14 protein-coding genes and 1 pseudogene are annotated in these 14,074 nt (G+C 33.9%); 10 read left to right on the top strand and 5 right to left on the bottom strand.

The window, feature by feature from the left end; all coding sequences use genetic code 11:
- Positions 1-123: 123 nt before the first annotated feature.
- Positions 124-1,023: an alpha/beta hydrolase family protein gene (locus LJC66_RS18885; protein WP_230933283.1), complete on the bottom strand. Its 900-nt coding sequence runs from the start codon at positions 1,021-1,023 to the stop codon at positions 124-126.
- A 210-nt stretch (positions 1,024-1,233) separates the two neighbouring features.
- Between LJC66_RS18885 and LJC66_RS18880 the strand changes: the two genes are divergently transcribed.
- From LJC66_RS18880 to LJC66_RS18865, 4 genes are all read left to right on the top strand, one after another.
- Positions 1,234-2,016, top strand: coding sequence for a GNAT family N-acetyltransferase (locus LJC66_RS18880; RefSeq protein WP_230933282.1), 783 nt, complete (start codon positions 1,234-1,236; stop codon positions 2,014-2,016).
- 250 nt (positions 2,017-2,266) lie between these two features.
- Entirely contained in the window at positions 2,267-2,698 is a 432-nt protein-coding gene (locus tag LJC66_RS18875; RefSeq protein ID WP_230933281.1) for a terpene synthase, read from the top strand.
- 323 nt (positions 2,699-3,021) lie between these two features.
- Positions 3,022-3,558: an SF0329 family protein gene (locus tag LJC66_RS18870; RefSeq protein WP_230933280.1), complete on the top strand. Its 537-nt coding sequence runs from the start codon at positions 3,022-3,024 to the stop codon at positions 3,556-3,558.
- A gap of 20 nt (positions 3,559-3,578) precedes the next feature.
- Entirely contained in the window at positions 3,579-4,205 is a 627-nt protein-coding gene (locus tag LJC66_RS18865; protein ID WP_230933279.1) for a hypothetical protein, read from the top strand.
- A 111-nt stretch (positions 4,206-4,316) separates the two neighbouring features.
- Here LJC66_RS18865 and LJC66_RS18860 read toward each other — a convergent pair whose 3' ends face one another.
- On the bottom strand, positions 4,317-5,192 hold the full coding sequence (locus LJC66_RS18860; RefSeq protein ID WP_098332776.1) for a LysR family transcriptional regulator: 876 nt from the start codon (positions 5,190-5,192) through the stop codon (positions 4,317-4,319).
- A gap of 106 nt (positions 5,193-5,298) precedes the next feature.
- Here LJC66_RS18860 and LJC66_RS18855 point away from each other — a divergent pair.
- Positions 5,299-5,707 (top strand): annotated as a pseudogene (locus tag LJC66_RS18855) (tautomerase family protein).
- Between the two features lies 1 nt (position 5,708).
- On the top strand, positions 5,709-6,020 hold the full coding sequence (locus LJC66_RS18850; RefSeq protein WP_098332774.1) for a carboxymuconolactone decarboxylase family protein: 312 nt from the start codon (positions 5,709-5,711) through the stop codon (positions 6,018-6,020).
- Positions 6,021-6,694: 674 nt separating this feature from the next.
- Here the strand turns inward: LJC66_RS18850 and lepB are convergent.
- Both lepB and LJC66_RS18840 read right to left on the bottom strand, forming a co-directional pair.
- Entirely contained in the window at positions 6,695-7,249 is a 555-nt protein-coding gene (gene lepB, locus LJC66_RS18845) for a signal peptidase I (RefSeq protein ID WP_098334159.1), read from the bottom strand.
- Between the two features lie 574 nt (positions 7,250-7,823).
- On the bottom strand, positions 7,824-8,228 hold the full coding sequence (locus tag LJC66_RS18840) for a hypothetical protein (RefSeq protein WP_098526232.1): 405 nt from the start codon (positions 8,226-8,228) through the stop codon (positions 7,824-7,826).
- 535 nt (positions 8,229-8,763) lie between these two features.
- Between LJC66_RS18840 and LJC66_RS18835 the strand changes: the two genes are divergently transcribed.
- The 3 genes from LJC66_RS18835 to LJC66_RS18825 all read left to right on the top strand — a co-directional run bounded on the left by LJC66_RS18835 (position 8,764) and on the right by LJC66_RS18825 (position 10,996).
- Positions 8,764-8,973, top strand: coding sequence for a hypothetical protein (locus LJC66_RS18835; protein WP_221840932.1), 210 nt, complete (start codon positions 8,764-8,766; stop codon positions 8,971-8,973).
- A gap of 440 nt (positions 8,974-9,413) precedes the next feature.
- On the top strand, positions 9,414-10,577 hold the full coding sequence (locus LJC66_RS18830) for a DUF418 domain-containing protein (RefSeq protein ID WP_230933278.1): 1,164 nt from the start codon (positions 9,414-9,416) through the stop codon (positions 10,575-10,577).
- Positions 10,578-10,708: 131 nt separating this feature from the next.
- Complete coding sequence (locus LJC66_RS18825) at positions 10,709-10,996, top strand: 3-isopropylmalate dehydrogenase (protein ID WP_230933277.1); 288 nt, start codon at positions 10,709-10,711, stop codon at positions 10,994-10,996.
- A gap of 142 nt (positions 10,997-11,138) precedes the next feature.
- On the opposite strand, the gene LJC66_RS18820 is transcribed toward LJC66_RS18825, so the two are convergent.
- Positions 11,139-12,011 (bottom strand): AraC family transcriptional regulator, encoded by an 873-nt coding sequence (locus LJC66_RS18820; protein WP_230933276.1) that lies wholly within the window; start codon positions 12,009-12,011, stop codon positions 11,139-11,141.
- A gap of 612 nt (positions 12,012-12,623) precedes the next feature.
- Between LJC66_RS18820 and LJC66_RS18815 the strand changes: the two genes are divergently transcribed.
- Positions 12,624-14,021, top strand: coding sequence for a glycoside-pentoside-hexuronide (GPH):cation symporter (locus tag LJC66_RS18815; protein ID WP_230933275.1), 1,398 nt, complete (start codon positions 12,624-12,626; stop codon positions 14,019-14,021).
- Positions 14,022-14,074 lie beyond the last annotated feature (53 nt).

Below are 14,074 nucleotides of genomic sequence, written 5' to 3'. Positions count from 1 at the left end.
TGATTCGTAAGCATAAGGTTACAAATAAAATCCCTTAGAAGCTCATCAGTTTCTAAGGGATTTTAACTGCTCTTTCTAAATAAAATTGCTTCAAAAGAAAAGGTGGTACAACTGACTAATCTGTTAAAAAGAATGTAATAAAAAGTTCAATATAGTGTTTTGCAGGTCCTCATGAAACTCCTTGCGATTAAAGCCTTCCGAATCCTGAGAAGGGAGGAAGGTAGGAGATTTCATAAAGTCAGGAAATGGGCTAAGAAATGAAAAATGCCCTCCATTTTCTACAACGATATGCTGAACTTTTTCCGCATCAGAAACCCCGTTTAACACAAATCTCCCGTGAAAAGAAGGAGTAATCGTATCCTTTTCGCCTGTAATCATTAAAATAGGTATATTCACGTCTTCAAGAGCGCCTCTTTCTCTGAACCATCCGGTGGCTGGCGCTAAAAGAATAAGTGATTGAACTCGCTTATCCTGATCAACAGATAAACAATAAGGCTTTTGATCAGGAGATTCAGAGTGAAAAGAAGTGGGAACTCCACCTGCTACAGCAAGAGCCGTATATCCTCCCATTGAATGGCCAATAAGAGAAATATTATTTGATTTAATGGACGGAGAAAAGGGACTTTCTTTTAAAAACCAATCAATTACAGTACGTATATGGGTAGGCCGATTTTTTAGGTTATCTATTGTTCCAGACAGCGTATTATTTTCTCGATTATTAAACGGATGTTGAGGTACCCCTACAATAAAACCATTACGTGCTAAAAACTGGGCAAGGGTCCGATAAGCAAGAGGCGTGCTTCCATCGCCATGAGAAATAATGACTAAAGGAAATGAACCATTTAAAAGCGGAGCATCTTGCGCAGCGCTTATCGTGTAAGGTCCCATCTTTTCAACTTGTTCTTCTTGGTATGTAGGATACATAATAAGGAGAGGTAAGACGTTCTCATGTTCATGATCTTCTATATCTACGAATTGACATCCGGCATAAAATGACTGTCTTTCATGTTTTCTTATTTGCACTTATATACTCCTCCTTGCTTTTAAAAATCTTTATTATAACAAACTTATATATGAAATTTTTTTGAGTTAGCTCTCCTGAAAAAGAGTAACTAACTTTTATTTTAATTATTCCTTGGGCTGTTTTTGTATCGATAAAGCACATTATGATAACTAAATTTGTGCATGCACTTATATAATGAAGACAGTGATATGTATTAAGGGGGAAATCAAATGCATTGTTTAGAACCAAAAGATTATTACAAGATAAACAATATGTTAGAAGCGTCATTTAAGACTCCTACATTTGCTTTTTCTGTTGTTAATCATGTTATTCCAGGAACCGTGTACGTAAATGATATTGTGAGGCCATCATCAGGATTTCTTAGAATAGGTGCAGGTGACTATTATGTATTTGGACAAGGAAATGACGTGGTATTTAATAACTTTCTCTATCGTTATTTTGTTGAGAACGTGTATGGTAAGGAGAAACGATTTACAGTTTTTACTCCATCGACTGATTGGGAAACTGTTTTTGACGAAACTTTCAAAACGTATGTAAAGAAAATGACGCGTTCTAAGTATAGGTTTCTTCCTTCAAAAGTTCATTCCACGTACAGCCTGTCCAATCCCTATGAGTTAAAAGACTTTAACGCTGATTCTTTAAGGGAAAGTGAGAATTTCAATGAATTATATATAGTGGAGTACTGGGGATCAAAGAGTAATTTTCTGAAAAACGGATTAGGAGTTTGTCTTATCCATAAAGAAAAGATTATCGCTGAATGTGTGTCTATTTTTCATAGTGGAACAATAGCTGAAATCGATATTGTGACTAACCCTAACTATAGAGGACAAGGATTAGGAAAGATAGTAGGCCAGGCGTTTATAAATAAATGTTTGGAAAAGAACGTTATGCCCGCTTGGGATTGCGATAATAACAATAAAGCATCGAAAGCACTAGCCAATAAACTTGGGTTTTCGAATGAAGAGGATTACGCTTTATATGTATTAAAATGAAAAGAGAATGAGACATAGATAAATCAATACAATCTCCAGGCGAACGAATGGAATGCATAAGCAAATCGCTTGTTGCACTGGGGTTGATTTCCGTGCAAGACGTCGCTTTCCGCAGGCGGCCGATAAGCCTTGCCCTCTAATTAACAGAGCACAAGATGATTTTGCTGTAAGCTGAATCCTATGCTCGTTAGGTGTAACAGTATCTACTTTATTAAAAGATCCTGAATTAATACTTAAGCAGGGGGACCTTATGATATCACTTCATAGAGTGTTAAAATTACGTGATTTAGAAATTTTTCAAGTAGAAAGAGAGGGAACTATCTTTTCTTATGTAGTCATAGAAGACACGAGAAAGCCATTTACAGAAGAAGATAAAAAACTAGATCCATTATGTTATATGGAGGAAGAAGATATTAACGCAATTTTAAATGTATTTAGGATTGCATTAATTAATGATGAAAAATTAAGTGAAGAAGATTCACTTTTTCTAAAATCGTTCTTTTCAGATTTTGTTAACAATACAAATTTAACGAATTTTATTATTACGGAATACCTTCAAGAAGATTTGTATGATCATGACGTTAATATAAAATTTTTTAATAAAATTTTAAAGGATATAGGTTCAAATTATATTATTGAAGAATTTGATGAAAGGAACTGGATTTATTTATCTCAAGATTAAAATATAACGATGTATACCATATATAAAGCTAGTTTACATAAATACTTTTCTGGGAACTCAATTACATTTATTAATTTAAAAACATTCAAAAAAACGCCATTATAGTGTGAAATTACACTATAATGGCGTTTTTTCTTAACAGAGGGAGAAAGAAATGAATAGAAAGAGCATCTAAATGAATAGTTAGATGCTCTTTTTATTGTCTAGAACGATGAAGTATATTCTATATATGAAGAAAAACAACTTGAACTAGGTATATTTTGTATAATATGTTTCTAGAAGCGAAATCGTATAATTTTAGGGAATAGGAGTACAAAAATAGCATGAAGTGGACGAAAGTAAAGAAAAATATGGAGAATTTATTCTGTGATAAGTTGAAGTATAGATTGAGTATTCATTTGACTAAATATAACGTTTCTTTTGGAGAACAGGCACGTATTTGGATTACTCTAGATAAGAAGGAGATTTTTAATGCTTCTTCAGCAGAATATTTAATGGAACATGATAAACTTTGGAAGGAAGTACAGAGAAAAACAAGCAACCCCTTTCCAGAGTGTTTATATGAATGTTTCCCGGAGTTCATCGGGAAGGTAAGTGATATGGACTACACTGTAAGTATTCTAGAATATAGAGGTATTTTTAACGTTGATCATGTTTATAACCCCCTCATCCAGTATCCTCAGCTATCCATTGATCGAGCATTAAATTCTGGGAACGTTATTTCTCAAGCTCTTGCATTAGTAGATAGAAGGTTAGGGAAAAGGACGCTGAAAGCTCTAAAGTACAATTCGGACGTGCACCCTTTAATTATGCAATTTTATGAACTAAGATGTAAGGTTGAAAATAGTAAGCCCAGTTAATAAAAGAAGGAGGCTATACTGTGAAGCCCACAAATTTCTTCATTAAAGATATCAAAGAATTTCAATCCGCTAATAAAAATCTAAAAAATATCTTCAACACAAATAAGGAATTGCCCCATCAAGTATTTAACCAAAGGTGTGACTATTACTTATTTGAAGAGGTCTACTGGGGCATGTGTGAGGAGTTTTGGCCTACTGTACAATATTTAACAAAAATCTTTAGTGAAAAGGAAGTTACCGTTGCGGTTTTAGATCCACATCCCACAAATTATTTTTATAAAGAGTTTGGCTATTTTAATTACTTGAAGCTTCCTACTTCTTTATCAAGTGAAGAGTATAGGAATGTCCTAGAAATTGGACCGGAGGACTACCCTGCGGATGCTCCATACTATCATTCAGAAAAAATTGTATGGTTTTCTTCTTCTAAGAAGTGGGCGATATGGGGAGAGCGGAGCTTAGATATATGTGTCATAGGTTTTAATGAATCTGTTTTGTTAGACCATTTAATGAAATCACCATCTAAATGGTCGTATTTAAATGAAGATGTTGAAGATTTAATTGGCTTAAATTTTAGAGATATGAAGCTTCCTCAAGATTTTAAAGACAGCTTATCAAAAAACTATGCTCATGATAGAGATAGTGGATGAGTATTATATTAATCTGTAAAAGGGATCAAACTCTCTATAACTATAAAAAATCCTTCGCTTCCAGAGCAGAGGATTTTTTAGGTGAATACGTTATTCTACGTGAGTACTGATCTACGATAACGAAGATTTAATTACCTCTACAACATTCTTTTTTGTCTGACTCAAATAGGTTCTTTTTTCAACAGACATTAATAATCCTATAGGCATCTCAGGGTCAAACCCTTGTACTTTAAACGGGATATTAGTTGGTTTTAAACTGGTGCCACTAGGGATAATTCCTACTGCATATCCAAACATCATTTCTGGAATGAGGTGCAGGGCACTGCAGTTGTAGACTTGTTTAAAGGCTAAATTATTCTCGGATAAAAAGTGGTTGACGGATTGATAGTAATAGCAGCTATTTTCTCCTATTAAAATGGGATAGTGAATAATATCGGCTATTTCAACTGATTTCTGCTGTAGCAGCGGATGGTTAGGCGTATTCACAATAAATTGAATTTGTTCTTTACCAAGCGGAGTAAAAGTTACGCCGGAAAGGCTCATATTCTGTCCGCAAACAGCAAAGTCCAGGTTATCTTGACGTAATAGTTCTGATAAAAGTGCCGTGTTTCCAATGGTAAAATCGCAGTGGATGTAAGGTTTTTCGTCATTTAAATAGCTTAATATAGCTGGCATCAGCTTTTGAGCAATCGATTCTGATAAGCCTATTTTGATTGTTCCTGTTTCCTCTTTGCTTATACGCTGTGCTTGAGAGACTGAATACTCCCAGTGCTTCAATAAGCTATCTACTTCTTCTACAAATAGTGTACCTTCCTTTGTTAATTTTGCTTCCCAGCTCCGTTCAAACAAAAGAAATCCAAGATCTTTTTCTAACTTTTTAATATGAGCAGTGACGGTAGATTGAGCGTAATTCAATTTTTTTGCTGCAAGTGAAAACGTTCCTTCTGCCACAATTGTTTTAAACGTCGTTAATTCTTTAATTTCCACTTCCTAACCCCATCTCTATCGGTTTTTTCGATAATTATTAGACTTATTTTCAATTATACAAATGAAGAGTATGGAAGTACACTGGATATAGAAAGGAAGATGATAGATGCCATTTGTTAACGTTTATTATCCAGAATGTCAATTAAACGATAAGGAACTAAAAGAAGTAAGCAATTGTATTCATCAGTCTTTAATCCAACATTTTCACATTCCAAAAGACGATTATTTTCAACTGTTTTTACCGTATTCACCTCAGCATTTTTTCTATGATTCACAGTATCTCTTAGAAAATGGGGGAAAAAGAACAGATCAAATGATTTATATCTCCATTACATGTGGGGAGGGGAGAACGATTCAGCAGAAAAAGAATCTGTATCAATCTATTGCAGAGGAGCTTTCCACTCACTTGAATTTCTACAAACAATATTTTTATTACATTAAACGAGACACGGCTTGAAAACTGGTCATTTGGGCAAGGAATCGCACAAATGGTGAATCCAAAGGAGGAAAAATAGAATGAATAATCGCATTGAGTCTAAGCTACTGGAAGAAATGAGAGATCTGGCTCCTGACTTTGTGAAATATGGAGAAAATATCTTATTTGGAGAAGTGTGGAGAGACCCGACTTTAACCTCAAAAGAAAGAAGTTTGAGTACAATTTCTGCTTTAATCAGTATTGGCAACACCGAACAAATGTCTTTTCATCTGCAGTTGGCAAAAAAGAATGGCGTTACTGAAAAAGAAATGATCGCATTAATAACCCATATGGCTTTTTACGTGGGGTGGCCAAAAGCAGCTGCAGCATTGAATATAGTAGCGAAGCAATAATAAAAAATCAAAATTATGTTTAACAATAAGGGAGGGCGTTTAATCATTAGCGGCATAGAAAGTGGCAAGACTACTTCCTATGCTTCTTGAATTTTTGTATTATTTAGGTGTTTATGTTAGGTTATGGATATCCTTCTGTTATGTTAGAAAGGAGTGAATTCATATCTTAAAAATAGCAATTGCTTCAATCATTGCAGGCCTTTTGTTTAGTCTTTGTACAAAATTAGTGATGTATACAAGATGGTCCAAGCTGTTTGTAAAGGCTAATGAAGATACTCATAGGCCACTTAACTTTGCTCTTCTGGGGGCTTTATTTACCGTTATTATGTTCATTATGTTTTTAATTGTAAAACCTTTTACATAGGAATAACGTTATAGCTGGAGTGATCAATTATTAATCTTTCATATTTAGGAATAGGTTTTGTAGCTATTTTTTTCTGCGTTTTTGGTGAAAACGTTTGTTGCCAATGATACGCTATCTACTATTTTTTCAGTTTTGACTGCTGCTGTAGGAGCAGCAGCGATTTCTCACTTTCGCAGAAAATATAAGGAAAAATGAATTTAAACAGGGGCTGCAGTTAGTGTGGGGCTTAAAGCAACAATGCTTCATTTCATGTGACGGACTGGAAAATAAATAGAAAAAGCTCCCTTTCATAAGGGAGCTTTAAAAGATTTTACTTAATCCATTCAAATTCTTTTAAAGGCCAATAAGCTAATTTAGCTTTTCCTACGATTTTGTCCACGGAGATTGTTCCTACTTCGGGTGATCTGCTATCTAAGCTGTACATTCTATTATCTCCCATGACAAATAATTGACCCTTTGGAACGGTTTTGCTGCCTGTATGATCTCCAAGTTTAAAATCCTCAGTTAATGGGCCTGTTCCTATTTCTTTTTTATATTGATCTAAATAAGGCTCTTCATATCTTTTACCGTTTACATATAGCGTGTCATTGCGATATTCTATATGATCACCAGGTAAACCAATGACTCTTTTAATATAGTCTTTTTCCTTTGTAGCATGAAAAACGATAATATCAAATCTTTTTATATTATCTACGTTATTTTTACCCAGTTCATTAAGAATGATATGTTCACTATCTTTCAAAGTAGGCATCATCGATTCGCCGTCTACTACTATAGGGGTAAATAGGTACTCTCTCACCACAAAAGCTAGAATACAGGCAATAATAATGGATTTAATCCATGAAAACAATTCTTTCTGTTTCAAATTAAAACTCCTCTACAACCGTAATACATGTTTAAAAGTATAGCATAATATATAGAAAAAAACCTTTAATTTAACAATTGAAGGTTATATATGCTAGCACTTACAACGGAAAAGAAGTAATTAACTCTGAGTATATTGGAAATTCTAATTATGCATATAATATAGGGGAGAATTAGTATTTAGTAAAAAATCCTTACTTATGGGTGGCGGTGGAGTAGGAGTTGGACGACCAGAAGACTCTAAAGATAAGAAGACAATAAAAAAGGGTTACAATGTTGCTATCGTTCGTACTCGGATAAGTATGAATGAACACTTATAAAGAGCAGCCTCGTCATTGGCAAAAGAAGCTGCTCTTTAATTTTTTTAGATACTTGTCATACAAATTTTATTTTTCATCTTCACACGCAGAAAAGTTTGTGATATAATTCACATGTGAAGATATCCATAAGGATCTAACACACTCTTGAATGTAAAGTAGAAAAAGCTATTTCACTCCGATGCCAATACGATTGAAATAGCTTTTTTTGCGTTCAGATTATAGATGAGAAAAAATTGTTAGCATAATAAGGGAAGTTTATTTTTTGATTTTAACTAATGTTTTTTCAGGCATTTCAATAGCATCTATATCAAAATAATGGATGTTTAAAGTTAGTGCTCCTTCTCGCTGTTTAGCTTCTTCTCCTATCCAACAGCTATACAATTCAAAAAAATCTCCTGATTTAAGATAGTGATCCATCAATCGACACAGTGCAAGTAGTTTCTCTTTTGATTCTTTCAGTCTGCTTTTATTCATATATTCCGTAATTTCAATTCCCCAGTCACTTGACACTTCATAAACATAAGAAGTAGTAAAATGATGTTTCTTTATGTTTAATCGATGCATTTCATCTGAAAAGCAGCTCCCAATAGTAACTATATCATCCAGTTCGTCATTAATAGGTAATTCTACATTTGAACCTATATAGGTTGCTAAACTCATTTGTATTCACTCCTTTTTCCATCTGAATAATCTATTACATTTCATAGAATTAACCTAATAAAAACTTACATAGCATAATCAAAAGGGTTTTTCCTTAAATTTTATTATAGATGGTCAGGTTTTATTCAAGCTTGACTATTATTCTATTTAATATAAAGGGTAAAATTCTAATTTTTATAAAAAGAAAATATTGAAATGCCAGAAAAATAACTGTTTGTTAGAGGAGATGAAAGTGCCATTGAAAGGGTTTCTTAATAATTTAATTCCTAATGCAATTCAGTAATTTATTTCTCAACACTTTACAGAAACTTACTTCTTTGAAAGGAATCTTTTCAATTTCTATGGATAAAAAAATTGTTTTATCAGGTATATTGTTAAGTAGTACTTGCGTGTTTACGGTATTAGGTATGATCAGTATTTTTGGATGGCTACTCATGTACAAGACAAGAGATATAGATAACAGGAGCTCTACTGATAAACTATCTTTTTAAAAGAAAACATCTTACCGATAAAAATTATAAAAAGAGGGATGTAAATGAAATTTGATGTAGCTGAATTAGTTGAAGCAAAACGTCAAATTGATTCAACTTTACATAAACTCAGACAGACAGTAAAAACGTTTGAAGCTAAAGAAAACGCTGGTAGATATAAATCTCAAATCACCTTAGCTAAAAGACGGATACAAGCATTCGAAATTTCAGTAGCTCTTATTGAAAGGGAGATAAACACACTTTCTAAAAGCTAGATGCCAGCTTTCAGAAAGTGTGTATTCAACGACGTTATTTACCTTATGAATTACAAACCGTCGGAAAACGCTATATCACAGTAAAAGCATTTTAGTTCATCTTCAATTGTCGCTTAGAGTGGAATATTTTAAAAAAAGAAACCTTGAAAATACGAAGGTTTCTTTTTTTGTAATTAGTACTCTGCAGATGTCAGTATACCTTTTGAATTTTGGCTAAACCTGCTTCCAAAGCGGGCAGTCTTTGCACTTCTCAAAACGTATCCACGCTTTCTTTATCGCATTAAAAATAATTCATTCATTTATTTAAAAATAAGGGTTGAAGGTGACGCAACGTAATCTAATATAGTTGAACTATGACATATCAAGAAGGGGAGTAACGAAAATAAACAATCCTTTTTAGGAACGTTATTAGAATAAACGTAACGGGTGGGGGATAAGAAGTGAAGAATAAAAAACGAATTCGCTCTTTAGATATATTAAGAGGATTAGCGATTCTAGGAACATTAGGAACGAACATTTGGCTGTTTGCCTATCTGGGAGATATAAATTATATATTTACTTTTACCCATAACAAATGGTGGTTATCAGGAGATGATTTTTTAAGAATCCTTTTTCTATCCTTAATTAACGGGAAATTACTTGGGCTCTTAGCTATTATGTTTGGTGTTGGTTTAGAACTGAAATATCAGCAGTCAAAACGATTAAATCAGACTTGGCCAGGAAGGTACATATGGCTGTCTTTGATTTTATTAATGGAAGGGCTTTTGCACTTTATTTTTGTCTTAGAGTACGACATTCTAATGTCTTATGCAGTAACTGCCATTGTCGTATCGTTTATCGTAAAAATGCGGAAGACGATGATACGAATAACAATGATTAGTGCAGCAGCGATTCATCTTTTCTTTATAGTACTTGTGTTTTTAGGTGTGCTAACTAACTCAATAGGAGATGAGCTAGTTGCTGTCCCAAAAGAAGTGGTGAACCTTTACCAACATGGATCATGGATGAACCAAATGCAGTATCGACTTTTTCATTTTTGGGAGTTGCGCACAGAAGCAATTTTCGTCATTCCATTTAATATATGTATGTTTTTAATTGGTGTTTTACTAGTGAGAATAGGGGCTTTTGACAATAATTCCAATGGTATTAATATCAGAAAGAGGATGATGAAGGCGGGTCTTTTAGTTGGGTTACCTCTAAACCTATTATTATTTATTCCTGGAGGATACTTTGATTTTCCAGTAAGGTATGTGTTTGCCCCTATTTTATCGATTGGATACATGGGAGCCATTAGTTTTTTAATTGAAAAATTTCAGGCCTTTTCATTATGGAGCGTTTTAGAGAAAGTAGGTAAGATGTCTTTAAGTTGCTATGTGTTACAAAATGTTTTAAGCTCAATTTTATTTTATGGATGGGGCCTTGGATTGGGTGGACACCCTCGTTCATTCTTCGTCATTTTTGTTTGGGTATTAATCTGTTTGTTTCAAATGTTATTTGCTACTTTGTGGCTTCGCTATTTTAAAATGGGTCCTATGGAATCAGTGCGTAAACGCCTAGCCAATTTAACTATAAGGAAAAATATAAAGAAAGATCTTAAAATGTAAGTCAGCTTCTTTTGGATGAATATCAAACATGTTATAAGAAGCAAAACTTTTACATAGAATTTTATGTTAAAGTGATATTAGGTATTGGAAATTTTAACCAATCAATAGTCCGCAGAGGAGAATTAAAGAAAATGGCTACCTTTTTCTTAATACTTATCGGTCTCTTTATTATCATTGCAAATATCGTTGGATTTATCTCCTACAAAAAAAAGAAAAGTCTATACGCTGCTGCTTTTACAATATTGATACTGGCGGCTTTATTTGGGGCAATAGGCGGTATATTAGCACTGTTGATTATTAGAGACGCGTTTGCCATATTTTATGGTTTACAAGTTGGATACTACTTACTTATAAATAGCGCAATTGTTCTGTTACTGGCAGTTACAATTACAGTTATAAAACAATATAACAATAAATAAAAAATTTGCTTAGTAAGACTTATACTTCGTAAGTTTATAGTTGTCATAACCAGCATTACAGCAAGCTATAAATTAAAAAAAGGGAGATTACATTTGTGGACTCCCTTTTTCTTATATTGAAATAGTTATTATTGAATCAGCGTTATTTTTTTGATACTGGTATCCAAATCTCACTTTTAAAAGTCGGTGAGGTTACATCCTTATGTTCATTCCATAAAATTTCTGGTCCCTCTACTTGTTCGTAATTTGAGGATGGAAACCATTCGGAATAAATCCGCCCCCATACATCTTGTAAAGTATCAGGAAATGGCCCAACGGCTTCAAATACAGCCCATGTCAAAGCAGGTACTTCAAGCTTTATTAAATTATGGGGGCAATTCTTGGTTGTTGCTACCCCGATGTAGTGATCAAGCTCCCCTTTTTCCTCCATTCGTCCTTCAGAAAAATTTACAGACGCACTAAGCAGCCCTAATGGTTTAACATTAGAAAGTTTTTTTAGTGTATCTATTGTTTCACCCTGTAAACTTTCCCACATAGCAGCAATCTTTGGGTTAACTCCGTGAAAAATTATAGGAACTCTTTCTTTAATGCCGACTATACGAAATGCCTCTTTTTCTTCAATTCGATAGTTCATTTCATCTCCTCCTTTAATCGATAGCTGGAAGGTCATGGGTGGATAAGCCTTAAGTGAACGGCCATCCTTTTTGGCTTCTGAAGGGCTTATACCATGCAAGTTTTGAAAAGCTCGTGCAAAAGAATCCGGTGAGTTGTATCTGTATTTAATCGCAATATCAATAACCTTCACGTTCTTATCTTTAAGTTCGAATGCTGCAAGAGTAAGTCTTCTTCTGCGGATGTATTCTGACAAAGTGATACCTGCAAGAAAAGAAAACATTCTCTTAAAGTGATACTCCGAGCAAAGAGCTAGCTTTACTACTTCTCTAAAATTTATATCGTTAGTTAGATTCTCTTCAATGTAATGCAAAGCTCTGTTCATATTTTTAAGCAAATCCATTTTTATGACCTCCCTTATTGTCAGAATAGCAGGATTCAAACAATGCTATCCGACATTTTATGCACAATTATGTAGGTTTTTTCTCTATTCTAATCTATATAGGATATCCCTAACTAGTATACATAAACCGTTCTTTCCGGCACACAGCCAAAAAGAATCCTTGGTAGGGAAGGGGTTCAATGAAGCTACAATTTTTGTTTTATACCGTTCTTTATCCATCCTCGATATAACGAGTTTTTTTCTCTTTATGGAATAGCCCAAAGGTAGATGTTGAAACACTCTCTACGTGCCGCTCAAAATTGTTAACGAGGAGTTTATAAGAATAGGGTAGCCTTACTCCTCAAGAGATAGCTATAGAATTTTAGTATTATTTTTTTCTCTTTTTTTAAAAATAAAATAAAAAAACACTTGATAATTTGTATGCGTTTTCATATTATAAATAAAAAGGTAGTAACTTTTTTAAAAACGTTGTGATGTTATGGGAGGGGATGGTGATTTCAGTATCAACCTAGAGGAGATTATAAGTTTGGAAGTGTATCAAAATTGTAATCTCCTATGTGATGCATCTTTAATGTGAAGTCTTAAAATGTGTTAAACAAAGGGGGAGAACTTATGGAACAGCCATTGGTTCAAAATGTAGAACATTCAATTAATACACCTAAGAAACTAAGACTTAAAGAGAAGGTTGCTTATGGATTGGGAGATGTAGGAAATAACTTTATGTTAGACTTGGGTCAAATTTATTTGCTGAAGTTTTATACCGACGCGTTAGGCTTGCCTTCTGCAACAGCAGGTTTAGTATTTTTAATTACGAAAATATGGGATGCGTTCGCTGATATTACAGTAGGTACCTGGATTGATAACCGTAAGAAGATAGGTCCTAAAGGCAAATTTAGACCATTCTTTCTTTACGCTGCAATACCGCTTGCTTTGATAACAATAGTCAGCTTTACTAATCCGGATTTTTCACTAACCGGAAAGATTATATGGGCATATGTAACGTATATGGCATTTGGAACGATTTATAGCATTTCAAATATTCCTTATGGATCAATGGTACCTGCGATGACAAAAGATCCTGTTGAAAGAGCAGAAATGGCATCATTTAGACAAGCAGGTTCAAATTTAGGACTTCTTATTACAACTGTAGGGTTTATGCCGATTGTCTTAATGTTTAACAATCAATCTACGGGTTATTTAGTAGCTGTATCTATTTTTGCATTTTTGGGCGTTTTGTTACAAGTCTATTGTTATGCCAATGTAAAAGAAAGATATGTGTATGAAAAACCCCAAAATATAAATGTAAAGCTGACCGACAGCTATAAAGGGCTTTTTAAGAATACGCCTTTACTCATTCTTTGTTTAGTTAATTTGTTTACCTTTTCAGCTTTTAACGTCAAGCTTGCTGTACAAGTCTATTTTTGTCAGTACGTATTAAAAAACGTAGCAATCGTTCCTTACATGGGCTTTTTCAGTATTGGTTGTGTATTTATCGGTGTGGCAATGGTTCCTTTCATGGTCAAAAGGATTGGAAAAAAGTCTACGTACATATTGGGGTGCGCGATTTGGGCTGTAGGAGATATTTTAGCTTATGTTTTTGCAGATAATGCAGTGATCTTTATTACATTAGCCTGCTTTGCTTTCTTCGGAAGCTCATTTGTAAATAGTTTGAACTGGGCATTAGTTTCTGATGCTGTAGAGTATGGCGAATGGAAAACTGGCAATAGATCGGAAGGCGTCGTGTATTCTTTCTTTACTTTCTTCCGTAAACTTTCTCAAGCGCTTGCAGGCTTTATTCCTGGCGTTGTATTAGGGATAGTGGGTTACGTTCCAAATGCGGTGCAGAATGCAAATGTGCTGCAAGGAATTAGAGGATTAATGTTTATTTATCCAAGTACATTAGCCATTGCAACGATTATTGTAATGTTTTTCTTTTATAAACTTTCAGATGATAAATACAGTAAAATCGTAGCGGATCTTGCTAAAAGTAAAAATAGAATACCAATGTAAGATGATAGGTAAATTGGACGAAATACAAAATTAATTTAATAATCTAGCAAAAA

Source organism: Priestia sp. TSO9 (genome assembly GCF_021029645.1).
GTDB classification, from domain to species: domain Bacteria; phylum Bacillota; class Bacilli; order Bacillales; family Bacillaceae_H; genus Priestia; species Priestia megaterium_E.
This window is presented reverse-complemented; position numbering and strand designations above follow the sequence as displayed.